Origin of the sequence: Lentzea sp. NPDC051838 (assembly GCF_040681245.1) — a bacterium.
Lineage (GTDB): Bacteria > Actinomycetota > Actinomycetes > Mycobacteriales > Pseudonocardiaceae > Lentzea.
Window position 1 is genome coordinate 524,775 of the sequence record NZ_JBFAYI010000004.1, and the last position, 25,619, is coordinate 550,393.

Annotated in this window: 13 protein-coding genes; 9 read left to right on the forward strand and 4 right to left on the reverse strand. The window is 68.5% G+C overall.

Features of this window, described 5'->3' with window-relative positions; genetic code table 11:
• Positions 1–9 precede the first annotated feature (9 nt).
• Genes AB0M24_RS13595 through AB0M24_RS13605 form a run of 3 tightly spaced genes read left to right on the forward strand, consistent with a single transcriptional unit; the run spans position 10 to position 2,263 of the window.
• A complete protein-coding gene (locus AB0M24_RS13595; protein ID WP_363765669.1) occupies positions 10–456 on the forward strand; it encodes a hypothetical protein in 447 nt (148 codons plus the stop codon).
• Entirely contained in the window at positions 446–1,678 is a 1,233-nt protein-coding gene (locus AB0M24_RS13600) for an MATE family efflux transporter (RefSeq protein ID WP_363765672.1), read from the forward strand. Before AB0M24_RS13595 ends, AB0M24_RS13600 begins: the two co-directional genes overlap by 11 nt.
• 24 nt (positions 1,679–1,702) lie before the next feature.
• Complete coding sequence (locus AB0M24_RS13605) at positions 1,703–2,263, forward strand: hypothetical protein (protein ID WP_363765675.1); 561 nt, start codon at positions 1,703–1,705, stop codon at positions 2,261–2,263.
• Here the strand turns inward: AB0M24_RS13605 and AB0M24_RS13610 are convergent.
• Entirely contained in the window at positions 2,260–4,971 is a 2,712-nt protein-coding gene (locus tag AB0M24_RS13610; protein ID WP_363765678.1) for a BTAD domain-containing putative transcriptional regulator, read from the reverse strand. The genes AB0M24_RS13605 and AB0M24_RS13610 overlap by 4 nt on opposite strands.
• Positions 4,972–5,027: 56 nt before the next feature.
• Positions 5,028–6,227 carry a cytochrome P450 gene (locus AB0M24_RS13615; RefSeq protein ID WP_363765681.1) on the reverse strand — a complete coding sequence of 400 codons (1,200 nt, stop codon included), beginning with the start codon at positions 6,225–6,227 and terminating at the stop codon, positions 5,028–5,030.
• A gap of 159 nt (positions 6,228–6,386) precedes the next feature.
• Here AB0M24_RS13615 and AB0M24_RS13620 point away from each other — a divergent pair, with 159 nt between their 5' ends.
• The gene (locus tag AB0M24_RS13620; protein ID WP_363765684.1) at positions 6,387–6,932 is read left to right on the forward strand and encodes a LuxR C-terminal-related transcriptional regulator; all 546 of its coding nucleotides are present in this window, start codon (positions 6,387–6,389) and stop codon (positions 6,930–6,932) included.
• Here AB0M24_RS13620 and AB0M24_RS13625 read toward each other — a convergent pair.
• Both AB0M24_RS13625 and AB0M24_RS13630 read right to left on the reverse strand, forming a co-directional pair.
• A complete protein-coding gene (locus AB0M24_RS13625) occupies positions 6,918–7,277 on the reverse strand; it encodes an HNH endonuclease (RefSeq protein ID WP_363765687.1) in 360 nt (119 codons plus the stop codon). The genes AB0M24_RS13620 and AB0M24_RS13625 overlap by 15 nt on opposite strands.
• Positions 7,261–8,190: a LysR family transcriptional regulator gene (locus tag AB0M24_RS13630; RefSeq protein WP_363765690.1), complete on the reverse strand. Its 930-nt coding sequence runs from the start codon at positions 8,188–8,190 to the stop codon at positions 7,261–7,263. The genes AB0M24_RS13625 and AB0M24_RS13630 overlap by 17 nt, the downstream gene beginning before the upstream one ends.
• Positions 8,191–8,299: 109 nt before the next feature.
• On the opposite strand from AB0M24_RS13630, the gene AB0M24_RS13635 reads away from it, so the two are divergent.
• The 5 genes from AB0M24_RS13635 to AB0M24_RS13655 all read left to right on the forward strand — a co-directional run bounded on the left by AB0M24_RS13635 (position 8,300) and on the right by AB0M24_RS13655 (position 25,357).
• On the forward strand, positions 8,300–9,283 hold the full coding sequence (locus tag AB0M24_RS13635) for a TDT family transporter (protein ID WP_363765693.1): 984 nt from the start codon (positions 8,300–8,302) through the stop codon (positions 9,281–9,283).
• Between the two features lie 189 nt (positions 9,284–9,472).
• Positions 9,473–22,099, forward strand: coding sequence for a hemopexin repeat-containing protein (locus tag AB0M24_RS13640; protein ID WP_363765696.1), 12,627 nt, complete (start codon positions 9,473–9,475; stop codon positions 22,097–22,099).
• 10 nt (positions 22,100–22,109) lie between these two features.
• A complete protein-coding gene (locus tag AB0M24_RS13645; RefSeq protein WP_363765699.1) occupies positions 22,110–23,474 on the forward strand; it encodes a ribonuclease domain-containing protein in 1,365 nt (454 codons plus the stop codon).
• Positions 23,471–23,935 (forward strand): barstar family protein, encoded by a 465-nt coding sequence (locus AB0M24_RS13650; RefSeq protein ID WP_363765703.1) that lies wholly within the window; start codon positions 23,471–23,473, stop codon positions 23,933–23,935. Before AB0M24_RS13645 ends, AB0M24_RS13650 begins: the two co-directional genes overlap by 4 nt.
• Positions 23,936–24,151: 216 nt before the next feature.
• Positions 24,152–25,357 carry a DUF222 domain-containing protein gene (locus tag AB0M24_RS13655; RefSeq protein WP_363765706.1) on the forward strand — a complete coding sequence of 402 codons (1,206 nt, stop codon included), beginning with the start codon at positions 24,152–24,154 and terminating at the stop codon, positions 25,355–25,357.
• Positions 25,358–25,619: the final 262 nt, after the last annotated feature.

Here is a 25,619-nt window from a genome sequence, read left to right on the forward strand (position 1 = left end):
TGTGGGGTCATGCGCTCTTCCGCCATTGCGCTGGTGTTCCTGCTGGTCGGATGCGGTACCGGGACGACGTCCCTGCCCACGATCACGCCGGCGCCGACCTCGTCGTCGGCCTCCCCGCTGCCAGACCTGCAACCCCGGCTCGACGCCATCGGCATCCTGCTGACCGCCTGCATCCCGAGGCTGCGGGGTGAGCCGGTCGCGAGCGTCGACAACTGCGCCCACCTCATGCCGGATGTGACAGGCGTGCTCGACGAGGTCGAGAAGCAGGCCGACAAACTGCCGCCGCCAGGCCGTTCCGCCATCGAGCAGACACGCAAGGCCCTCACCGAGATCGCGCCCTGCGAGCCGTGGTTCGCGGCGGGTGGGACGACGGCCGACGGGCAGCTGAACGCGCGCTGCGGCAAGGCGTGGGACGAGCTCTTCAAGAGCTACACCGCGCTGCGGAATGCTGCTTAGCGACGCCGGACGGATCGGCAGGATCGCCCTGCCGCTCTACCTGTCGATGGTGGCCGTCTCGCTCTCAGCGCTGGTCAACACGGCCGCGCTCGGCCGGTTCGGCACCGGTGCGCTGGCAGGCTTCGCGGTGACCGTCGCGGTCTACTTCCCCGCCACGGCAGCGGTTTCCGGTGCCGTGCGCGGGGTCATGCCGTTCGTCGCGGAGCCGTCAGGGTTGCTGCGAGTCGTGCGCGACGGCACCTGGCTCGCGGTGTTCGTCGGCGTGCCCGGCGCGCTCGCGGTGGCCTGTGTTCCGTTGATCGCGCGGGCCACCGGTGTGCCGTCGGCGACTGTCGAGCAGCTGGGGCCGTTCCCGTTGCTGATGGCCTTGGCGGTGCTGGTCAACGCCTTCGGCTCGATGGCCACCTCGTGCTTGGTGGGGCTCGGCCAGAGCAAAGTCGTGATGCGGGCAGGACTCGTGGGTGCCGCCTGCGTGGCGATCCTCTCGCCGTTGCTGGTCGCGCGGCTGGGCCTCAACGGTGCCGGCATCTCGCTGTGCGCCGCGCAGGTGGCGAGCTGCGTGATGACGGTGTCGGGACTGCGCAAGCGACTCGACGGCCGGCCGGGCTTCGGGCTCCACTTCGGACAGATTCTGGAGCTCGCGAAGGTGGGCATCCCGATGGCCGGCACGGTGCTGGTCAAGTTCGCCGTGCTCGGCGTGCTGGCCATCGCCGCCGCACGCGTGAGCGAGACCGCCGCCGCGGCCCACAACATCGCCACGAGCCTCGTCAGCCTCACGTTCACGGCGGCCTTGGCGATCGGGCAGGCCGTGGTGCCCGTGGTGAGCACCCGGACCGAAGGCGTGCGGCGCGCGGTGACGGCGGCCCTCGTGATCACGGTGATCACTCTGTCGATCATCAGCGCGGTGGTCGTCCTGGGTGACGTCCCGCGGCTGTTCACCGGTGATCCTGCGGTGGTGTCAGCGGTCGGGCAGCTTCTGGCGTTGATCGTGCTGGTGGTGCTCGCGGACGGCGTGCAGGCGGTGCTGGGGTTCGGTCTGGCGGGCCTGAAGCGGACGACGCCGAGCCTCGTGGTGTTCGCAGCCTGCTACGGCGTGCTCGCGCTCGTCGCGGTGCCAGCGGCCGCACACGGGCTCATCGGGCTGTGGATCGCGCTTGCCGGTGCGAACCTGGCTGTGGCGCTGGGGCAGGCGATCGCGTTCCGGAAAGCGGGCAACTTCTGAAGCCCCTGGTTCCGTCCTACGACCATGGGGAGACTCGTTCTGCTGGTGTTGGTGCTCGTGGCCGTGACGTCCTGCGGGAACAACCGCCGGGAACCCCGAGCCGAGTTCACCACGTCGGTTCCGCCACCGTCGACGACGATGAACGACCCGGCTCTCACGAAGGCCGCGGACCTGGTGCAACCCTTGCTGGAGAGGGAGTTCGCGAATACCTACGCCGGGCTGGAGATACGGAAGGAGATGATCGTCGTCTACCGCAAGCCGGATCCGAGGCTCGACGAAGAGGTGCGCAAGGTGTCGGATGCACGGATCGAGTTCCGCGACGCCCTGTACACGCGGGTCGAGATGGCCGAGTACGCCAAGCGGGTGATGGACGACCGCGAGCGCTGGAAGGGCATCGACATCGTGTCCACCGGGCCTGAGGTCGACGGTTCGGGCGTCGTGGTCGGCGTGGTCGCGGCGCCGCCGGGTGACTTCGCGCGGCAGCTGAACGCGTACTACCCGGCGATGAGGTTCAAGCTCGACGTGAGCGGCGAGATCGTGCCCGCGCCGTACACCGGGCCGCCGCCGGTGTTCTCCACGCGCTAAGGCAGCGGGCCGAACGCCGCCCGTTCGGATTCCACCTCGGCCGGGTTGAGCTCCTCCAGCATCGCGAACGCGCGGGCGTGCTCGGTGCGCATCCGCGGGTAGTCGCCCAGTTCGCGGCACACGTAGGCGACGCAGAGGCGGTCGCGGGCCTCGCGGAGCCGGTTGCCGACGCGCACGTGGATCTCCAGCGCGGCCTCGTGACACGCCAGTGCCGCCGGGAAGTCGCCCAGGTCCTCGTGCAACCGGCCCAGGTCGCCGAGCGTGGCGGCCTCGATGACCTCGGCGCCCAGACCGCGGGCGGTGGAGGCGGCCTCCGTGCCGTACGCCAGTGCTTCGTCGAGGCGTCGCATGCGCTTCAGCACCGTCGTCAGGTGTGTCATGGCGAAGACCCGGCCGAGCTGGTTGTCCTGGCGTTCGAAGATGTCCAACGCTCGCAGCAGGTGCTGTTCGGCGGCCGAGCCATCGCCCGTGCCGCGGCCCACGTAGACGCCGGCGAGGTTGATCAGCGCTTGGCCCTCGCCGTGTTCGTCGGAGATCTCTCGCCACAACGGCAATGCGCGCTGGAACCATCGTTCGCCGTCGTCGTAGGAACGCCGAACCGAGTGCAGGATGCCCATGTTGTTGCACAGCATCGCTTCCGCACGCGTGTTGCCGGAAGCGGTGTCCAAGCCCAGTTGGTACATCGCGAGACCGTCGTCGAAGTGCGAGTCGAACTCGAAGAAGCTCATCAACGCCAACGGAAGCCGTGCCGCCAGTTCGGTGTTGCCGCTCGACGCCGCGAGCCGGATCGCCGCGATCAGGTTGACGTACTCGGACCGCAGCCAGGCGCGCGCGTCGTCGGCGTCCGAGAAAGCCTGCGGCACAACGTCTTCCGGCAGGTCGGGCAGCGGCATGCGTCTGCGTCCGGGGAACAGGAGCCGGTCCGCACCGTCCGCGCTGTGCAGGTACCAGCACAGCAACCGGTCGACGGCCTTCTCCGGCGTGGCCTCGTCGTCCAACGCCTTCTCGTGCGCGTAGGTCCGCAGCAAGTCGTGGAAGCTGTAGCGGCGCAAGGCGACTTCGTCGACGAGATGGCCGGCGCACAACGTGTCGAGCAGCCTGCGTGCCTCGCGCGAGGACAACCCGGCCAACGCGGCAGCGGCTCCGAGTGAGGGTGCGGGCCCGGGATGCAAGCCCAGCAATCGGAACATCCGCGCCACCTCAGGCGCCAACGCCCGGTAGGACCAGGAGAACGTGGCGCGAACAGCTGTCGTCTCGTCCGCCTCCAGCACGTCCAGACGTTCCGAGGCGAGTTCTGAGACCAGCGCGGCGAGTGTCCTGTTCGGACCAATGCTCACCCGCTCCGCCGCCACCCGCAACGCCAGCGGCAGCGCGCAGCACAACCGCACGAGCTCTCGCGCGGCTTGTGGTTCGGCGTCGAGACGATGGCCGATGACCGAACGCAACAGCCCCAAGGCTTCCACCTCGGGCAGCACGTCCAACGTCACCCGATGTGCGCCACCGGAGACCACCAGGCCGCTCAACCGGTTGCGGCTCGTCACCAGCACCGCGCTCGACGACACCCCCGGCAGCAACGGACGCACCTGTTCGGCGTTGAAAGCGTTGTCCAGCAACACGAGCACGCGACGATCGGCGAGCACGCTGCGATACATCCCAGCGCGGCCGTCGAGATCGTCCGGCAGCGCTTTCTGCTCGATCCCGAGCCCGACGAGCAACCGCCGCAACGCCTCTTCGGGAGGCACAGGAGCACTGTGCGGCGCGAACCCCTGCAGGTCGATGAACAGCTGCCCGTCCGGGAACCGGTCGACCAGCAGGTGCGCCACGTGCACGGCCAACGCGGTCTTGCCGATCCCTCCGGTGCCGTCGATCGCGGAGATCACGACAGTGCGTGGTTCGGACCCGCTCAGCCGCGCGCAAAGCTCCGCGATCTCACCATCACGCCCGACGAACCCGATCGTGTCGTGCGTGGTCTGAGCCGGCCGCACGCTACGACAACCGGTACCGCCCTTGAGGATCAGCGAATGCTGTTCCTGCAGCTCGGGTCCTGGCTCGACACCCAACCCCTCAACCAAGGCAGTACGACACGAACGGAAGGCCGCCAGCGCCTCGGCCTGTCGACCGGACTTGCTCAACGCCAGCATCAACAGCCGCACAATCCGTTCGCGCACCGGATGATCGGCCGCGACACGGGTCAACGAGTCGATCACCTCGCCGTGTTCACCGGCCGAGATCGCCGCCTCGGCCCAGTCCTCGACCGCGGTGAGCCGTGCCTCCTCCAGCCGGGCGCGCTGCCGTTCCGCGAACGGACCCGGCACGTCCGACAACGCCGTGCCGCGCCAGACGTCCAGCGCTGATCGCAGTTCCCCGCTCTGCCGCAGACTCTCGAACTCGCACAGATCGGCGGGCGCCAACGAACACGCGTACCCGCTGTCGGTCGTGATGATCAGGCTTCCGCACGCCCGCGACGGCAGATCCGGCTCGACCAGCCGCCGCAACGCGCTGATGTACGTGTGCAGGCTGCCCGACGCACTCGACGGTGGATCGTCGCCCCACACCGCGTCGATCAGCTCGGCCCGCGAGACCGGATGCGGCGACCGCATCGCCAGCACCGCGAGCACCGCGCGTTGCCGGGGCTGGCACGGTTCGAGCAGCGCGCCGTCGACGGTGATCCGCAGATCACCGAGCACGTCGACGCGCAGCTCGCCCATGCGGGCAGGGTATTCGCCCGTTCAGCGCAACGCACTGCCCGTCCGAACATCGCGGATCAGGCGAGCCGGGCGGGCAACGTCTCCACGGTCCGGTGGGCGACGCTCGCGGAGCTCCACGCCGGGGCGCCGGCCGCGACCAGCGTGGGGAACCGCTGTTGCAGTCCTGTCACCACGTGCGCCATCTCCGCGCGGCCCAGCGCGGTGCCGCAGCAGTTGCCCGTGGACAGCATCCGGCGCGGGTCGCGGGTCGGGTCGAACGTGTCGGGATCCCGAAATACGCGGGGGTCGCGGTTGGCGCCCGCGATCAGCATCCGGACCGAGGCCCCGGCTGGAATCCGCACGTCACCCAGCACGACCTCGTCCAACGCGATGCGCGGGATCGGCGTGTAGAGCACCACGCCGTCGTGCCGCAGCGCCTCGTCGAGGAACCGCTGCACCTTCGACTGGTCGTCGCCGCACCACGACCGCAGCGCCGGGTGGTCGAGGAACGCCTGCACCACGCGGTCGATGCCGGAGATCGTGCTCTCGTACCCGGTCATCCACATGATCCAGAGAATCGCGATGAGCAGGTCGTCGCCGTCGTGCGCCTCGACCAGCCTCGTGATCAGGTCGTCGCGCGGGCTCGACCGCCGTTCCGCGACCCGTGCGCGGAAGTAGTCCTCCACCGCGTTGCTCGCCCGGTCGGCCTCCAGCACAACCTGCGCGTCGTCGGACGCCAACGCCCGCGTCATCAACGTGATCGTGTCCGCGATCCACGCGCGATCCACATCGGGCACGCCCACTCGGTCAGCGAACACGTACTGCGTCAGCGGCACGGACACCTCTGCGTGCAGGTCGACCGTCTCGCCCGCGACCAGGCGCGGACCGAGATCGTCGAACAGGTTGCCGAGGTGCTCCAGGATCCGCGGCCGCAGCTGGAGCACCCTCGCCGGCGTCATGTCCCGCCCGATCGCGGACCGCAAGCGCGCGTAACAGGGGTGGTTCTTCGCCGCGAACGCCGCGACCAGCTTCTTGACCGCCGGATGGCTCCGTTTCCCGGTACCGACCTCGCGCCACATCGCGGCCTCGTCCGGCACGGCGAACGCGTCCTGCCGTTGCAGTGCGTAAGCGACGTCCTCGTAGTTGCTCAGCAGGTAGAAACCGCAGCTCGTGCGATGTACGGGGTCGTTCTCGCGCAACCAGTGCAGGAACGGGTACGGATCTTGGCGACGCTCGGGTGTGGCCAGTTCCGCGAGGGCATCGATGGTGGCGGACATCGACAGACCTCCTTGATGCAGGGGAGGGGGCGAACCTAGGCACAGACCGGCCTCCGTTTGGGGAATGCCGCACCGGTTGCCGCCGTGTCCTGCCCGATCGGGCAGCCGCGTGGAGACGGCGTGGAGTCCAAATGGAGAGCGCTCCCCAATGCTTCACCGATGGAACGAGTGCGCGTCGCGGTCCACGCGAAGGATTCGGTCACCCGCTGGGGCATCGCGGGCTACCTGCGGCTGCGGCCCGAGGTCCAGGTCCTGCCCGAGCACTCGCCCCACCACGCGCAGGTCGTGCTCGTCGCCGCCGACGGCGCCGGACTGACAGCCGAACTGCGGATCGTCGCCCAACGGACGTCCGCGTGCGTCGTGCTGATCACCGACGACCTGCGCGCCCACGAACTGCCGCGCGCCATCGACCACCGCGTCGTCGCGATCCTGTCGCGCCGCGACCTCACGCCCGAGGGGCTCGTGTCGACGGTGCTGGCCGCGTTCGAGGGCCGGGCCGAGCTGCCGGTCATGTCCGGCATGGCCGAACGCGAGCTGGACATGCTGCGGCTCTTCGCCGAGGGCTGGACCACGGCCGAGGTCGCGAAGAAACTGTCCTATTCGGAGCGAACGGTGAAGAGCATGGTGCAGCACGTGCTCGTGCGGTTCCAGCTGCGCAACCGCACGCACGCGGTGGCGTTCGCGATCAGGTCAGGCGCCATCTGAGAACTGCGCCGTGAGATCCTTCGAGATCTCGTAGTGCCGCACCAGGAACGCGCGCTCGTCGAGCTTCTTGCGCCGCAGCCACCCCGTCACCTCGGCGTTGCACTTGCTGGCGTTGCACGACCCGCACGCCGGGACGACGTTGCCGAGCGTGTACCGGCCACCGCGCGAGATCGCCTGGACGCAGTCCTTCTGGAGCGAGGCCGACGGCTTCGAGCAGTAGGCGCAGCCGCCCCAGGACGTCTTCAGCGCGTCCCACTGCGCGTCGGTGAGGTCGTGGACGACCCGCGCCATCCGCTTCTTGCGCTTGCGGGCCGCGCGAACCTGCTTGCTACCTCCGGTCGGCACGGTTCGTGAGACTACGGGTCGCGATGGTCAACAGGTCGGAGGCGGGGCCGCGGGGTGTCCTGCCCGCCGGCCAGACCGCCCTCAGCGCGCGGTGCAGATCCACGTCGCTCACCTCGACGCGGACCAGCGTGCGGGTCGCGAGGTCGGCTTCGACGGCGTGCACGCTCAACACCGCCGGGCCGATGCCGCCGATCGCCGCTGCCTTGATCGCGGTGGTGGAGGACATCTCCAGCAACGGTTCGGCGTTCTCGGTGACCCCGGCGGCTTTGAGCGCGTGCTCCCAGGCCTGGCGCGTGCCCGAGCCGGACTCCCTGCTCACCAACGGGGTCGCGGCGGCCTTGGTCGCCGTCACCTTGCGGCGCTTGGCCCACGGATGGGTCGGCGCGACCACGAGCACGAGCTCGTCCTTCGCCACGACGCGGGTGGTGAGTCCGGACGGCAGGTCGGTCGACTCGATGAACCCGAGGTCGGCGCGTTCGGCCAGGACCTGCTCGGCGACGTGGACCGAGTTGCCCGCGGTGAGCACGGTGGCGGTGTCCGGGCTGACGGTTCTGAGCGCGATGAGCCAGGCGGGCAGCAGGTACTCGGCCACGGTGAGGCTCGCGGCGACTCTGAGGTGGCTGTGGCGGTCCGCTTTGAGACTCGTGATGCCCGCGTCGAGGTCGACGGCCTTGGCCAGCACCGGGGCCGCCCAGCCCGCGACGAGCTGCCCGGCCGTGGTGAGGCGGGCTCCTCTCGGCGTTCGTTCGAGCAACGGCACGCCGACGCGGGCTTCGAGGGTTCTGAGACGTTCGCTGGCGGAGGGCTGGGACATGCCGTGTGCCTTGGCGGCCCGGCCGATGCTGCCCAGCTCGGCCACGCTCAACAGCAGGTCGAAGCTGGTCAGGTCGGTGACCCTGGACGGCAGAGGCATAGGGACAGCCTATGCGTTCATCGGAGATTGCCGCCTACCGAGGTCGTGCGGGGGCGACGACTGTTGTGTCGTGACCGCTCTTGCACCTCACCCATACCGTGCCCCCGAGGTGCAACGAGCGGCGCCTTTCGGTCCGAACCTGTTCGCGTCCGTGATGGGTACCGGGATCGTGGCCACGGCCGGAGCGGGGATGCCCGGCCTGCACACTCCCGCGACTGTTGTCTGGGCTTTGGACGCTCTGCTGCTGGTGTTCCTGGTGGCCGCTGCTCTGAAGCGCTGGACGTGGGCGACCGTGCGCTCGCAGCTCGCTGACCCGGTGATGGCCCAGTTCTGGGGCGCGCCACCGATGGCGTTGATGACCGTCGGCACGGGAGCGTTGCTGCTCGGCAAGGACTGGATCGGCCTCGACGCCGCCCTCGCCGTCGACTGGACACTGTGGACACTCGGCACGGTGCTCGGGCTGGCCACGTCGGTGCTGGTGCCGTTGCGGATGATCGGCAGCGGCGAGCGCGCGTTCGGCGGCTGGCTGATGCCCGTGGTGCCGCCGATGGTGTCCGCCGCCTCGGGTGCGTTGCTGGCACAGCATCTGTCCGATGGACCGCGTCAGGCCATGGTGCTCGGGTGCTACGCGCTGTTCGGCGTAAGTCTGTTCGCGACGATGGTGATCGTGCCGCAGATCTGGCAACGGCTTGTGCAGCACGGCCTGGGCGCGGCTTCGACCGTGCCGACGTTGTGGATCGTGCTCGGGCCGTTGGGGCAGTCGATCACCGCCGCGAACCTTCTGGCCGGCGTGCCCGTGCTGCCCGGTCAGACCGCGTTCGGCGTTCTCTACGGCACGATCACGTGGGGCTTCGCGCTGCTGTGGGTCGCGATCTCCGCGACCGTCACCGTGCGGACCGCGCGGCGCGGGCTGCCGTTCGCGTTGACGTGGTGGAGCTTCGTCTTCCCGCTCGGCACGCTGGTGACCGGCACGAGTGCGCTCGCTCGGAGCGTTTCGTCGACGATGCTCGCCGGTATTGCCGTGGTGCTCTACGGCGCGTTGGTGCTCGCGTGGGCCACTGTCGCCGTTCGCACAACGCGCGCATTTCGCTGATTTGCCGCATTGTGAAATAAGGGTATTTCGAAACCTGATGGACCGTTCGGCTGAGGACTTTCGGCCCACCCGTTCAGCGGAAGCACGCTCGTTGAACGCGTGGTTAGAATCGGCCGCCGGATTGCTGCGCGAGGAAGCCGCAGGTCGGGGAATTTCGGCATACCCATTTATTTCACATTGGGGGGAACTGTGCGCCGCGACCATTTCCTGCCGACGTACGAGCAGCTGTTCGGTGAGCTCGACTTCCGCGCGGTCGACGAGGCGCGCTCGGTTTACTCGCCGGCCGCGTACCTGGTCGACCTGCTGCAGCTGATCGACGACAACTTCGACGGCGCGCCGCTGACGGGCTCCGACCGCAGGGCTGACATCACCGCGATCCCGCTGGACACCGCGGCCACCTACACCGAGGTGCCGTACCTCGACGTGGTCAACCGCGTCCTCGCGACGGTGATCGGGCCGGACGCCGGGCGGATGCACGAGCTCGGTGAGCCGTACTCGATGCCGTTCGACTTCGACCGGGTCAAGGTGCGCGGGTACCTGCGCCACCTCGGCGTGGATCCCGTGGTGCTGCACGGGTTGTTCGACGACCGGCCGAACCGCGACGCGTTCGTCCGCGAGTACCTGGGCCTGTCCGCGGCCGAGGTCGCGCTGCTCACGACGGTCGCGGCCGGGGTGGCCGGGCCGCAGGATCCCGAGGCGTTCCGCAAGGCCGTTCGGCTGACCGAGGCCGAGCTCGACGACCTGCTGAAGCTCGACAACCCGTTCGGGAAGCCGGTGCCGGCGGAGTGGTTCGAGCGCGTCGGCAGGTTCGTGCGGCTCGCCCGGCGGGTCGGCCTGTCCTTCGCCGACCTGGAGCAGGTGCTGCACCGGTGTTGCGCGAACGTCATCGACGTCAAAGCATTGCGAATTCTGGCTGCGATTCTTCGCATTCACCGCGACCTGGACTTGCCGATCGGCGTCGTGGTGAACCTCGTCGCGCCACTCGAACTGCCGGTCCCGGAAATTGCCGGTGACATTCTCTCGCCGTCTAACCGGGAAAGCCGGAAAAGGCTCGCCGAACTCACCGGTCTTTCCGAAGCCGGTATTGTGGGAGTTGTCCGGCGTGTGCGGCAGCGTTATCCCGGAACGGTCGCGCGGTCCGGCCCGTTCGACGCGTTCGGCCTCGGCGCGCTGTCGTTGCTCTACCGGACCGGTCAGTTGACCACGGCGCTCGACATCAGCGTCGACGAGCTGTTCGGGCTGCTCGACGCGCTCGGCACCGACGCCACCGTCCTGCAGACGACGGCGTTCGGGGTGCGCGAGATCGACCCCGTCGTGACCGACCTGCACGCGATGCTCGAAGCGCCGGACGTCGAGTCGGCGCTGTGCCTGATCCGGCTGCTGACCGGGGTCGTGCGCTGGCTGCGGGCGCACGGCCTGGACATCAGCGACTTCGGCGTCGTCCTCGGGTCGGTGGAGGGGGACTGGGAGCCACTGGAGCTGAGCCTGGACGGTGTCGCGTTCGGCCCGGAGATCTTCGTGTCGCAACGCTTCGGCGAGCGGGCTTCCCAGGTGGTGCACGACGTTCTGGTCAAGTCGGGAAGCGTTGTCTCCCAACGCGACCCGCGGTTGCTGCGACCCTCAGAGCTCGCTACGGCCGCCTACGACGCGTTGAGCGACCTCGCCGTCGTCACGGACGCCGACTTCCGCGGCCTTGGCCTGGCCGAGACGCTCGCCGCCAAGATCCGCACCAACCTCGTGCTCCTGGGTCACGTCGACGCCGAGGGCCTGCTGCTGCCCGACACGCTGACCGCGGACTTCGTGCTGTCCAACGACTTCGACGCCGTCCAGGAGCCGCTGCTCGCGTTGATCGGCGAGTCCGAGACGCTCTACCCGTCGAATCTCGCCCAGCTCGACCTCGCCGAGGCCGAACGAGCCGAGCTCTACGACAACCTCGTCGCGCTCGGGTACCTCGACCCGGACGGCACGATCCTCTCGTTGCCCAGCAGCGTGACCGTGCCGCTCGACAACGTCCGGGACGCGGTTCTCGAGGCCCTGCAAGCGATCGCCTCAAGTGCCCGAGCTGCCGAGGTTTCCCTCGACCCGGAGATCTTCGCCGAACTGCCGGTCGACACCGACGAGCTGCTGGAAAGCCTGCGGTTCAACGGTTACGTCGACCGCGACGGCAACTACACCGACATCACGGCGTTGACCGGCACGCTGGCCGTCGACATCTCGTTCCACCCGTACCGCGCGTCGATCCTGGAAGCGATGCAGGCACAGCTCGCCGGCACCCGCGCCGAGCTGCTCACCGTGGACGACGAGACGTTCGCCGAGATCGCCGACACCGCAGCCGCTGCCGAAATGGCTCAGGCGCTCGACGGCACCTACCTCGTCGACGATCGGGTGCCCGGCGACATGCGGGAGTTCTTCGCCGACGGCTCGAACGTCATCGAGCTGACCACGCCGAACCTGTTCACTCACGCCGACCTCGCCACCGCGACCAGCCGGATCCGCGCTGCGCTGGCCGAGCAGCAGCCGTACCGGTTCGACCTCGACGCCGTGGCGGAACTGGGTTTCGACGAGGACGAGGCCGCGAACCTCGTCGGGCTGCTGGTCGCGCGCGGTGACCTCGACGACGACCTCGTGGTGCCGCAGGAAAGACTCGCGCGGTTCGGCCAGTCGGCCGCGTTCAGCCTGCCGGGCATGGAGGACTACGCGCTCGACGTCTTCTACCTGCTGCACGTCCAGTCCCGCGAGCTGACCGCGGCCATCGCCGAGATCACCACGGCAGTCACGACTCTCGCCTCGCAGCAGCGCACCGTCCTGCTCGCCGCCCTGGCCGACGCGATCGGCCTGCCGGTCGACACCACCGAGGCGATCTGCACGGGCGTCGCCGGCAGCGTCCCGGAAGCACTGGACCAGCTGCTGGGCGGCAGCGTGCGCGCGCACGACCGGATCCGCCGGTTCGCCCTGCTCGCCACCAGGCTCGGCCTCGACGCCACCACCGTCGCGGTCGTCTTCCACGACCAGGACCTCGCGGGCAGCTTCAGCGAACCGTTGCTCCTGCCACCGGGCGTGACCCGCGTCGACGCGTTGCTGGAAAGCAGTTCGACGTACCTCTTCAACGGCCAGAACTACTGGATCTACGCGCCGGGAACGGAAGTCGCCGTCGGCCCCAAGCCGCTCACAGACCTGTCGCCGCGGTTCGCTCTCCTGACCTCCGTCGACGCGGCGTTCGTCGACGGCTCCGGCACCGAATGGATCATCAGCGGCACGCACGCGTTCGCCAAGGCGCCTGGCACTGCGCACTGGGACCACCGCGACCAGGTCTGGGGCCAGGTCCACAGCAACTTCGCCGCACCCCAACGCATCGACAGCGCGTTCGTCGACGACGAGGGCCGCACCTACCTGTTCCGCGGCGACCAGTACGTCCGCTACTCCGGCACGAACTACGAGTTCGTCGACGAGGGCTACCCGCGCGAGATCGGCGAGTGGTGGGAGGGCGAGGGGCGTCAGACACCAGTGCCGGACCGCTTCCGGTCCACTGTGGACGCGTCGTTCCAGGACCGCGACGGCACCACCCACCTCTTCTCCGGCGATCACACCCTGGCGCTCGGTGACACCGAACGCCCGACCGCAGGCGTGTGGGGCCGAGTGCGCAACACGCTCGCCGACACCACGCGAATCGACGCCGCCTACACCGACGGCGCCGCGACGGTGTTGTTCTCCGGCAACCAGGTCGTGCGCTACAGCGACTGCGTCGAGAACGACGGCGTGACGATCGACGAGGGCTTCCCGCTGACCATCACCACGCACCTGCGCGACGTGCCGACGGGGTTCGACGGCGCGCTCGACGCGGCGTTGCGGGACGGTTCCGGCGTTGTGCACCTGTTCAAGGACGGTCGTACCACGCGGCCGGGCCGGGAGCCCGAACCGACTGCTCAGCGGTGGGGTCAGCTGGGGCCGGTGCTCACCGACGGCGCGGTCGACTCGGCGTTCGTCGGTCTGGACGGGATGACGTACCTGTTCAGCGGCGAGAACTACCTGCGCTACTCCGGCGCCGACTACTCGGTGGTTGATGCCGGCTACCCGCGCAAGATCGCCGGCGACTGGGGTGGGCTGGTCAAGGTCGGGGCGTCGTTCGTGCTGGACGGTGCGACGCACCTGTTCGGGAAGGGCGGGTTGCTGTTCGAGTTTGGTGTCGAGCACGAGGCGGATCTCAACGCGGGCGTGGTGTCGCGGGCGCTGAGGGAGAAGCTGCAGGAGCATGGGATCACGGTCGCCGCCGCGACGACCATCATCATGGCCGCTGCCACCTCACCCAGCCCCACCTCGACCTGGCGCTTGACTGCTGACCGAGGCATCGCCCTGGTGCTGCAGCGAGTCGGCGAACGCATCGAGGTGCGCGCCGCCAACGACCTCCAGTACCACGTCCGCTACTCCACCAACTCCTACGCGACCCCCGATGCCGGCTACCCCCGCCCGCTCGCCGAGAACTGGTGGAACCTGCCCGACACCGGGTTCGGCACGATCGACGCGGTGTTCACCGGCCGCGACGACAGGACGTACCTGTTCTCGGAACGCAGGTTCGTCGTGTTCGACGGGCGTCGCCGCTGGTGGTCCGAGCCGCGTGAGATCCGCGAGCACTGGGACAGCCTGCCGTTCGACCGCGTCGACGCCGCGTTCGTCGGCAAGGACGGCAAGACCTACTTCTTCTCGCGCCAGGACTACGTCAGGTACTCCAACGGCGACTACACCAAGCTCGACGAGCGGTTCCCGGCGCCGATCAGCTCGTTGTGGGGCAACGTCGTCAACAACATCGCGCGCCACGGCCGGGTCGACGCCGCGCTCACCGTCGGCACCGCCACCTATCTGTTCTCCGGCAACCAGTACGTCCGCCACGACGGCACCAGGATCGCCGACGGCTACCCGCGCGCGCTCGACGCGTTGAAGACCGAGCCCGGGTTCGCGAACCTGCCGCCGCTGGCCGGACCGATCGACGCCGCGTTCGCCGACCGCCGCAACATCTATCTCGTCGCGGACGGCCAGACCCACGTCGTGTCGTCGTCGCTGCACGCCCGCTACGACGTCGGCGCGGTCCGGAACGCGTTCATGGAGAACGGCTCGGTGCTGGCAGAAACGCCCGAGGGCTGGCAACGGGTCAGTTCGCTGGAAGGCACGACCGTCAGCAGGACTTCGTTCCGGCCGCGGACGTTGCGCACGGTGCCGACGAGGTTCCGCGACGGTCTGGACGCCATCTTGAAAGGCGCCGACGGCACTACGTACCTGTTCAAGGGCACGTCCTGCTACGACACCGGGCTGAAGCGCGAGTTCCCGCTCGCCGAGGACTGGGGTCGCGGCCGCAACACGATCGCCGACGACAACCGGGTCGACGCCGCGTTCGTCGGCAAGGACGGCCGGACCTACGTGTTCAGCGGCGACCAGTACGTCGTCTACGCGGGAGAGCAACTGAGCCGCATCGACGGCGAGCCGCGGCTGATCTCCGAGGGCTGGGGGCTCAACAGCGTCACGCTGGCGTACGTCACGAACGGCACGACGTACGTGTTCGAGCACCCAGCGGAGGACGGCTCGCTGCGGTACCTGACGTTCTCCGGTACCGACTACGGCAAGCCCGACGACGTCCCGCAGACCACCGACGCGAACTTCTGGGGCCTCCCAGAGAGGGCAGTTCCCGACGCCGTGCTGGTCGAGGGCGACACGTACATCTTCGTGCTCGGCGAGACCTACCTGACGCGCAAAGCGGGCACCTGGTCGTCGCCACGGCCGGTGTCGAGGTTGTGGCCCGGCATTCAACCCGGCCCGCTCACCACCGTGTTCGTCGGCCGCGACACCGGCACGTACCTGTTCTCCGGCACCAAGTTCACCCGCGTGGCCGACGGCAAGGCAGCGCCGTACCGGGAGATCCGGGACGCGTGGGGCCGGTCGCGCAACAACTTCGCGGACGGCGGCAGCGTCGACGCGGCCTTTGTGGACGGTGACGGCCTCACGTTCCTGTTCTCCGGCGACCAGTACGTCCGGTACTCGGGCGCGAGCTACCGGTTCGTCGACCCCGGCTATCCGAAGCTGATCGCGGACAACCTGCGCACCGAGCGGACGTTCGCGAACCTGCCGGAGACGTTCGAGGACGTGATCGCCGACCGGGTCGAAGCCGGGTCGCCGGTGCTCGACGCCGTGATCGCCAACCCGCGCACGGCCTACCTGTTCGTCGGTGAGAGCCTCCACGTCGTCTCGCGGACCGCCACGGCGAGTGTCGAGATCACCGGCCAGGCCCGCAACCTGATCGCCGAGACCGGGAAGGTCGACGCGGCACTCGTCACCAACGGCCGCACGCTGTTGTTCAGCGGTGACCAGTACGTTCGCTACTCAGGTTCCGACACCACCTACGTCGACGAGGGCTATCCGCGCACGATCGAAGCCGGTCTCGCCGCCGATCTGGGCCGGAAGACGGCACTGCCGGTCGAGCTTCAGGACGGCGTGGACGCGGCTTTCCGGGCCACGAACGGCACGACGTACCTGTTCGCCGGCCAGTACTGGTTCAAGTCCGACACCTACACCGCGCAGCCGCTCGGCGAGACCTGGGGCCGCGTGCGCAACGAGTTCCTCGACGCGCCTGGGCTGGACGCCGCGTTCGTCGCGACCATGGGTGAGCTGTACGTGTTCCGCGGCAGGCAGTACGCCCGGTACAGCGGTCACGACCGCACGTTCGTCGACATGGGCTTCCCTCGGACGATCGAGAACGACTGGGGAGACCTGCCGTTCGAACGCGGCATCGACGCCGCGTTCGTCCTGAATGGACGGACGTATCTCGGCAGAGGGGACGACTACGTCCGCTACTCGGGCCGGGGCTTCCACGCGATCGACAGGGGCTACCCGCAGACGTTCCGGCAGCGCTGGTCGGGCAGCGCGGACTACCGGTTCGACGACGTCCACACGATCGCGCGGTTCGCTGAACTGGCACGCAAACACGCCGGGCTCGCTGAGCTCGTGGCTGGTCAGCGCACGTTCGACGACCCGTACGCCGCGCTGGCCGGGATCTTCGGCTGGGACGTCGACGAACTCCGCTGGCTCGTCCGGCGGCGCGGCCTGCTGACCAGGGACGACGAGCGGGTCGAGCTGGAGCTGCTGCACGGGTTGGTCGACGTGTTCGACGTCGCGCGCAAGTTCGGCACCGGACCGTCCACAGTGCACCAGATCTGGACCGGGCTGCGGGGCAAGACGTCCGTCGCGGACCAGCTGTACGACCTGCTGGCGCACAGGTTCAGCCCGCAGGACTGGAAGACGCTCGAACGGCAGGTCCACGACGAGCTCACGGTCGCGCTCCGGGACGCGCTGCTGTCGTTGGCGCTGCACAAGACCGGCGCCGAGACGTCCCGCGAGCTGTTCGAGCAGCTGCTGATCGACGTCGACATGGGCAGCCGGGGCATGACCTCGCCCATCAGGGAGGCGATCGCGGCCACGCAGCTGTTCCTGCATCGGTACTTCATGGACCTCGAACCCGCCACCATTTCCTCTCGGGAGACGCGGGAGAAGCTGCGCGCCAGGTGGGAGTGGATGCGCAACTACCGGACGTGGGAAGCGAACCGGAAGGTCTTCCTGTACCCGGAGAACTACCTGCGGCCCGAGCTGCGCGAAGGCAAGACACCGGCGTTCAAGGCCCTGGAGAACGACCTGCTGCAGGGCGAGATCACGCCGGAAGCCGTCGAACGCGCGTACAAGCGGTACCTCGACGAGTACACCGAGGTCTCGCGGCTCGCGATCGCCGGCGGGCACGTCTTCGCACCGGACGACGTGCCCGGCCGCGACCTGGTGCTCTTCGGCCGCACCCGAACCCAGCCGCGCCGCTACTACTACCGGCGGGCGAGGTTCTCCGGCGCCGACAAGCTCACCGCCGCCTGGGACCCGTGGCTCAAGGTCGACGTCCAGATCGACGCCGACGAGGTGCACCCGGTGCACGCGTTCAACCGGGTGTTCGTGTTCTGGACGACGAAGGAGTCGGTCCAGTCCGCCACGACCTCGACCACGCTGACCACCAAGGAGTCCGGGAAGTCGCAGGAGGTCACGGCACCGCCGCAGACCGAGCGCGTCCGGATCCACTACTCGTTCTACAACCTCAACGGCGAGTGGGTGCCCGCGCAGACCTTGGCCATGGACACCCGCCGCGACGGGTCGATCTTCGACGTCCGGCTGGCCGTCGAGGTGCTGGCCGAGTCGATCTCGGTGACGTGCACCTACTCCGCGCTGTCATCCTCGCTGGAGAAGGAGACCTTCACGGTGTCGGCCGCTTTGACTCCGGAACTGGTCGAGGTGCCGCTCACCGCGATCGGTCCCGGCAGCGGGGTGGTCGCCGCGGACCCGATGCTGGACGTGCTGGCGCGGACCGAGTTCACCGAGGGCGTCGAACGGCCGAAGGTCGTGCGGTTCACCAGTACCAAGGGCACGGACTACGGCCCTTGGTTCAGCATCGACCACAAGGGCGGCAGCTTCCTGTGCCGGCCGGCGCTGGTCGCCGCGGGTGACCCGGTCGAGCCGAAGCCGTTGACCGACCTCGGCCTGCCGTCGGCGTGGGAGCAGGTCAACGCGGCCGTCGCGGTGGGTGGCAAGCAGATCTACTTCAACAGCAAGCTGTTCGGGTTCATCGAGGTCACCAACGGCAAGGCCGCCAAGATCCGTCCGACCGCCGAGCAGTGGGGCCGCACCGCGACCAATCTGGCGCGGACCGGTCAGGTGGACGCGGTGATCCGGCGGGCCGACCACACGTACCTCTTCTCGGGCTCGCAGTACTTCTGCTACATCGGGACGCCGTTCGGCACCGTCGCGCAGGGCTACCCGAGGAACATCGCCACCAACACCGAGCGCTTCCCGAAGTGGCAGTCGATCAGTGCCGCGTTCACCGACCTCAACGGCGTGGAGTGGTTCTACTCGGCCGAGCTCGACCAGGTCGTGCGCGGGGACGGCAAGCCGACGCCCGGTGGTGTGTTCGAGCGCCATCCGCGGTTCGACGCGGCGATCGTCGACCCCGACGAACGCCAGACGTTCCTGATCTGGGGCGACGACTACGTCCGCTACACCGGAGACAGGTACGACAAGATCGACCAGGGCTATCCGCGACGCCTGGCCGACAACCCGGACGAGCTGCCGCAGCGCAGGATCGGTGCGGCACTGCGGGTGCAGAACACCAGCTGGTACTTCGACGACGCCACCCGCACGTACACCGAGGTGGTCGCGGAACGCGGGCGCCGGCCGCGCAAGTCCACCGAGACCACGCGGCCCAGCGCCGAGCTGAACCGAGGCGTGACCGTCGGTGGGGTGTCCACTGTGGATGCCGCGTGGATGCAGGACGGGTACCTCTACCTGACCAGCGCCGACCAGTACTTCCGCTACACGCTGGCGGGCGACACCGTGCCCGACGCCGTCGACGAGGGCTACCCGAAGCCGTTGCGGGTGAGGATCACCGCGGTGTTCGCGCGGGGTGCTCAGCGCTATGCGTTCAGCGGTGCGTACTACGCGCGGATGGGCGCGCACCCCGGTGAGCTGGCGGCGTTCCAGCGGGCCGAAGGCAACTGGGGTGAGCTGCCGGAGCAGTTCGACGGTGTGCTGGACGGCGACCACCTGTACTTCTTCGTCGGGGCGACTTTCCTCCGCTACCCGAAGTCGGGAACCGTGCTGCGGCCGTTCGAACGGGTCGCCATGCCGATCGAGGTCGTCCGGCTGACCACGAGCACGGCCGCGCAGCTCAACCAGCGGCTGCTGGCCGGGGGAGTGGCGGCGCTGCTCGACCCGGCGAGCCAGGAGATCGACGAGCGGCCCGCCTTCCGGACGGATCGCTCCGACCGCAACACGATCCAGGTGTCGAACCGGGTCGCCGCCTCCCGGTTGCCCTCCAGCGCGCACCTCGACTTCCAGAGCGCGAACGGCGTCTACTACTGGGAGATCTTCTGCCACGCGCCGGTGCTGATCGCGCAGGCGTTGAACAGCGCGCAACGGTTCGCCGACGCGCGGCAGTGGTACGAGTACGTCTTCGACCCGACCGAGACGGCGCGCTACTGGCGGTTCCTGCCGTTCCTCGCGGTCGACCTGGGAGCGTTGGCCGACCGGTGCCGCCGGGACATGGCAGAACTGGCCGAAACGGTGAAGGCAGCCGGTTTCGACGAGCCCGCCGGGCTTTCCGGCCAGCTCGCGAGCGTGCTGGCCGACCTCGGGGTACTCGCGCCCGCGTTCCGGGAGAACCGGAAGCTGACCGATCCCGAAAAGGTGGTGCTGGACCGGCTTTCGGCGTCGCAGCTGCACCTCGTGCTGGCGGACGCGGTCGTCGCCGCCCAGGGCAAGATCACGCCCCGGATGCGGGAACCGAAGCGCACGCAGTGGCAGAACGTCGTGCGGGCGTTGGAACAGCTCCAAGAACGTGCGGCGCTGGTCGCCGAGCTCGGACGGCAGTACGACCTGGTCGGTGACCACGACAGCCTGATCGAGACCTACCGGCGCGACCCGTTCGACCCGCACGCCATCGCCGACCTGCGTCCGGTGGCGCACCGGCGGTCCGTCGTCATGGCCTACGTCGACAACCTGCTGGAATGGGGCGACCTGCTGTTCCGGCAGTACACGATGGAGAGCATCGACGAGGCGCGGATGCTCTACATCTTCGCGTGGGACCTGCTCGGGCTGCGTCCCGAACGTCCTGGCGTCGCGGCGTTGACGCCGACGTCGACCTACGCCGGGCTGAACGGCACCGCGCCATCGAGCGCTGTGGCCGAGCTGACCGGTGGCGGAACGTTGCTGGAGGGGCCGGGTGCGGTGCACGCCGGGCTCGCCAACGGCTACTTCCGCATCCCGGACAACAGCCTGTTCACCGAGTACTGGGACCGCGTCGAAGATCGGCTGCGCAAGATCCGGGCATCGCTCGACATCATGGGCGTCAGCCGGCCGTTGCCGTTGTTCGAGCCGCCGATCGACCCGATGGACCTGGTCCGCGCGGTCGCGTCGGGTGCCTCGGTGTCGTCCGCTGTGACGTCGAGCTCGGCGGTCGCGGTTCCGCACCACCGGTTCGACACGACGTTCCGGCGGGCGCAGGAGCTGGTCGACAAGCTGCGGCAGTTCGGCAACGACCTGCTGTCCACTCTGGACCGTCGTGACGCGGAAGAGCTGACCCTGCTGCAGAACCGGCAGGAGGCCGTGATCCTGGAGCTGACGTCGGCGATCAAGGACGCCCAGGTGCAGGCCGCCGAGGCGAACCTGCGCGAGCTCCAGGCCGGCCGGACCGCGACCGACCAGCGGATCGCGCACTACGAGCGGCTGATCTCCACCGGGCTGAACGCGCTGGAGGAGGGCCAGATCGGCCTGATGAGCACGGCGTCGGCCCTGCACCTCACCGCGGCGCTGACCAAGATCGGGTCGAGCATCGCCTACGCGTGGCCGCAGCAGAAGATCGGCCCGTTCATCATGGGCATCGAGTGGGGTGGCAAGCAGGTCGGCACCGTCCTGGACAAGGCCTCGGAGATCACGCAGATCCTCGGCGAGGGCTTCTCGATCACCGGTGAGCTGCTGGGTGTGCGAGCACAGCAGGAACGCACGGCGGAGGACTGGCAGTTCCAGCTCGACACCGCCCGCGGCGACCTCACCCAGGTCACGCACCAGATCGCGGCGGCCGAGCAGCAGCTGGCGTCGGTGCGGCGCGAGGCCGAGATCCACGCGCGGGAGATCGCGCACCAGAAGGAGATCGGCGCGTACCTGCGGGACAAGTTCACCGGCGCGCAGCTCTACGGCTGGATGGCCGGTCGACTGTCCTCTTTGTACTTCCAGGCCTACTCGATGGCGTACGAGACGGCTCGTGCCGCCGAGCGCGCGCACCAGTTCGAGCAGGGCGCCACCGACACGTACATCCAGCCGCTGTACTGGGAAAGCCGGCGCGGTGGCCTGCTGGCGGGGGAGAGCCTGAGCCTCGACCTCGAACGACTCGGGCAGGCGCACCAGAGTGGTGACGCGCGCTCGTTGGAGATCACCAGGCAGGTGTCGTTGCTGGCGCTGGATCCGTTGGCGCTGCTGCGTTTGGTCGATGGTGGTTTGTGCGAGTTCTCGTTGGGCGAGGACCTGTTCGACCGCGACTTCCCCGGCCACTTCCGGCGGCAGATCCGCACGGTGTCGGTGGAGTTCTTCGACGCCGACGGCGCCGTACAACCCAACGCGATGCTGACCCAGCTGAGTCACAAGACAGTACTGGAGCCGGACGTCAAAGCCGTGCGGCACTTGCTCGACCCGAAACAGCCACCACCTCCGACGGTGCGCTCCGACTGGCGGGCTGGGCAGCGGATCGCGCTGTCGCAGACCACTGCCCAGGAGAACAACGGCCTGTTCGAACTGCGCTACGACGACGTCCGCTACCTGCCGTTCGAGGGCACCGGCGCGGTCTCCTCGTGGCGTCTTGAACTGACAGGGCGGCAGATCCCGGTGCGGGACGTCGTGATCACCGTGCGGTACACGGCCGACGACGGTGGCGAGATTCTGGCGAACGCCGTCAAGGGCATGCTCAAACCCTTCGTCACCGCCCAGTTCTTCGACCTCGCCGCCGACTTCCCGGACGAGTGGCAGTCGTTCCTGGACGGATCCGACCTGCAGTTGCCGTTCACTCCTTCGATGTTCCCCGGCATCGTCGGCCCGATCACCGGCGTCCATCCGTTCAACGCTCCTGGTTTGACGTTGGCGCCCACCGACCAGCGCGCCCGCGACGACGGTTCCGGGTGGACGTTCTCGCTGGACGGTGACAAGGAGTCCCTGACCTCCGTCGGCCTAGTGCTGACCTACCTGGCCGAGCTGAGCTGAGGAGGCCGCCATGTCCAGAACCAAGCCCAAGCAGAAGTCCAGCCGTGGCAGAGCCAAATCGGTCACCCTGCCGACCGGTACCGGCAAGACCGAGAAGAACAAGACGTCGTCCGGCACCCCGAAACTCAAGACCGCGGCACAGCTGGCCAAGGACCGGCTGGCCCTGCGCGACCAGACCATGAACGCGATCCTCTTGTCGGCGTTCGGCAGCACAACCGCGTTCACCAAGCTGCCGGACTCCGAGTCGGACGACGACGACAGCACGCCGAGGCCCAAACCCAAGGTGGCCGCACGGCTGTCGTTCGACGGAACCGAGCTGACCAGGCTGGCCGAGCAGGCTGCCCGCGAGGGCAACAAGATGAACGACAAGCGGTACAACACCGACCGCCAGCTCGACGAGTTCACCAAGGCGATGAACCGGTTCTCCGACCGCCTCGGCGAGTCGGAGGCGATCGCCGCGCGCTGGGCGAAGGTCGACGGGCTGGCGAAGAAGTACGGCTACCCGCTGGACGGCGACTACCTGGGCACCCACTACGACGACCTGGTCGACGCCACGACCTCCGGCAGCAGACAGAGCGCCCTGCTGGAGCTGGAGGCCCGCCTCGACCTGGTCACGAAGATCATCGACGCCTACAACACCCACTCGGGCCTGGCCGAGGTCACTCAGATCCCATCCGAGCTCCTGACCGCGGCAGGCTCGTTGTCCACGTTGAACAGCTGCCTGCAGAGGTTCGGCAAGGCCGGCGTCACCACGATCGCGGGACTCCAGACCCTCCTCACCGACGCGGATCCGAAAACCCAGGTCTGGCAGCTGATCGACGTCGCCGCCAAAGCCGGCATGAACGCCTCCGACGTCCTGGCCGAGTTCGACACCATCACGGACAACACCACGGCCGCCGTCCACGCGCTGAACGTGCTCGCCGCCTCCGGCAAGGACATCTCCTACTTCCTCACCGGCGACGGCGGCCAACGCTGGGTCGACCTCGCCGAAATCGGCAGACTGGGCATGAAAGCCTGGGCAGGCGAAGAAATCCGCGGCCTCCGCCTGGGCGGCCCCGGTCTAGCCGTCACCCAGCAACAACTGATCGACCGCTCCCAACTACCCCAGCGCGGCCCGGTGAAGCTCCCACCACGCCCCGGCGGCGAAGACCCGCGCAACCCGCGTTTCGTGGGCCGCAAGCCCTACCGCAACTTCGGCGTGAAGAAGGGCGCCAGCCTCCCGTGGGCCGACGGCGCGGGCCGCCAGATCCAGTACCTCGAGTACGACGTCCGCCCCTACACCGGCAAGGGCCGAGGCCCGGAACGCCTCGTCATCGGCAACGGCCGCACCTTCTACTCCCCGGACCACTACACCACGTTCAAGGAGGTCAAGTGAGCCTCGCGGATCTCCTCAAACCGGGCCCACCCTCGTTCCACCTGACCTCGGCCACGTCCGAAGCGCTCGGCGAAGCCATCTCCGCCTTGTCGTCGGACTCGGCCGTGGTGCGGCGGATCCGCGGCACCCGCTGCCGCACGGTCGACGGCTGGTTCGACGAACTCTCCGCCGCCCTCCAGTTTCCCTCGTACTTCGGGTCGAACTGGCCCGCGCTCGAGGACATGCTCACCGACCTGTCGTGGCTGCCTGCCGACGGGTACCTCCTGGTCTTCGAGGATGCCGAGGACTTGTTGGCGGACGAGCTGCCTGAAGCCTTGACGCTGGCGTTGACGATCCTCGGGGAGGCGGCCGAGGAGTTCGCGCCTATCCCGTACCAGTTCCTGCTGCAGGCTCCGGGGGACGGGAGGATCGCCAAGGCTTTGAGCGCGAACGGCACCGCATACGCCACGTTCGCGCTGTGAACTGCCTTACGGGCTTTGGTTTCGTCATCGCCCCAATCGCTTTGCGTGCGTGGCCGCGTTTGTGCTGTCGGGTTCCCGTCATTACCGGTTTTCCGCGTTGGCATTACCCGCGTTCGGGCTCGCTTCGCCCCTTCTCCTCGTTGTGCGGGTCGGTTCACACGATGGTGTCTTCTTTTTCGCGTTATCTGGTCGTGATCTTGCGGTAGTATCGAACACGTGAGCGAAAACCCCGTCCAACTCCTCTCGACTGACGCGCTGCTGGCCAGCATCGTCAGTCGAGAGAAGAGGATGCGGGCGGAGCTTTTCGACCAGATGCAGGAAATCGCCGAGTTGGAACGGCGCGGAGCCGGTCCCGAGCTTGGCTATAAAGATGTGGCATACGTACTGCAGCATGTGATTCGCTGCGACCGCAACGCCGCCAGGCAGATGGTCGCGAATGCCGCGTTGTTGAGCAGCACGATCACGCCGACCGGCAGCGAACTAGCTCCCGAACTCCCCGAGACCGCCTCGGCCGCCGCTGAAGGCGCGCTGTCGATCGCGCATGTCGCGGAGATCGCCAAGGCGATGAAGCACCTGCCCACCGAGGTCGAGAACCTCGTGGTGGAGTTCGCCCGTGAGCACGAGCCGAAGGCCATCGGTGACTTCGGCAAGGGCCTGGCCTACGGCCTCTACCAGGACGATCCTGAGCCGGGCGAGCCCCAGCCGGAGCGGCTGGTCAACCAGCACCACAAGCGCTGGCGCAAGGACGGCATGCTGGAGATCCGCGCCCTGCTGGACAAGGTCACCGGTGCGGCCTACGAGGCCGCCCTGGATCCGTTGGCCAAGCCTCGCCCGGACACCGGCGAAGGCCCCGACCAGCGCGACCGCTCCGAACGCGAGGGCGAGGCCTTCGCCGAGCTGGTCAACCTGATGGTCCGCGCCGACCAGCTCCCGGAGCACGGCGGCGAGCCGGTCACCCTCACGCTGACGATGAGCTACGACGACCTGGCTGCGAAGACCGGCGACGCTCTGCTGGACAACGGGGAGCGCATCCCGGCCGACCAGGTCCGCCAGCTCGCCTGCAACGCCGGGGTGATCCCGCTGGTGCTGGGCGGCCAGTCGCAGCCGATGGACATCGGCCGCAAGACCCGGACCTTCCCAGCAGGAATCCGCCGAATCCTGGTAGCCCGAGACCGAGGCTGCGCCTTCCCGGGCTGCGCCAGACCGCCCCGGCACTGCGATGCCCACCACATCCACTACTGGGCCAACGGCGGCGACACCTCCGTCGACAACGCCGTCCTACTCTGCCGACACCACCACACGCTGATCCACCAAAGCGAGTGGGAAGTAAAACTCGTCCACGGCATCCCGACGTTCTATCCGCCGCCCTGGCTGGACCCGGAACGAAAACCCAGACGCAACCAGCTCCACACCGCCGCCTAAACAGTCAGGCGAGCGGCCATTGCGAGGCGGGCCATTGGGATCCCGGCTGGGTGCTGAGTCGTCGTCGCCGGGACCATTTGTCACTCGGACCATTGTCAGTCGGGACGTTGTCGACAGAGCGATTGTCGGCTTCCCCGTTGTGCGCCGAAACGTTGTGCGCCGAGCCAGGAGCCAGCCACGAGCGGACAACGTCCCGCGCGGCACGCGCGGCCATCCCGCAAAGCCGAAGGCAAGCGGCGATGGCGAAGCCGAGCCGAACGAG

Coding starts and splice junctions, on each gene's coding strand:
- AB0M24_RS13595 (WP_363765669.1), top strand. CDS start 10: ATGCGCTCTTCCGCCATTGCGCTGGTGTTCCTGCTGGTCGGATGCGGT.
- AB0M24_RS13600 (WP_363765672.1), top strand. CDS start 446: ATGCTGCTTAGCGACGCCGGACGGATCGGCAGGATCGCCCTGCCGCTC.
- AB0M24_RS13605 (WP_363765675.1), top strand. CDS start 1,703: ATGGGGAGACTCGTTCTGCTGGTGTTGGTGCTCGTGGCCGTGACGTCC.
- AB0M24_RS13610 (WP_363765678.1), bottom strand. CDS start 4,971: ATGGGCGAGCTGCGCGTCGACGTGCTCGGTGATCTGCGGATCACCGTC.
- AB0M24_RS13615 (WP_363765681.1), bottom strand. CDS start 6,227: ATGTCCGCCACCATCGATGCCCTCGCGGAACTGGCCACACCCGAGCGT.
- AB0M24_RS13620 (WP_363765684.1), top strand. CDS start 6,387: ATGGAACGAGTGCGCGTCGCGGTCCACGCGAAGGATTCGGTCACCCGC.
- AB0M24_RS13630 (WP_363765690.1), bottom strand. CDS start 8,190: ATGCCTCTGCCGTCCAGGGTCACCGACCTGACCAGCTTCGACCTGCTG.
- AB0M24_RS13645 (WP_363765699.1), top strand. CDS start 22,110: ATGTCCAGAACCAAGCCCAAGCAGAAGTCCAGCCGTGGCAGAGCCAAA.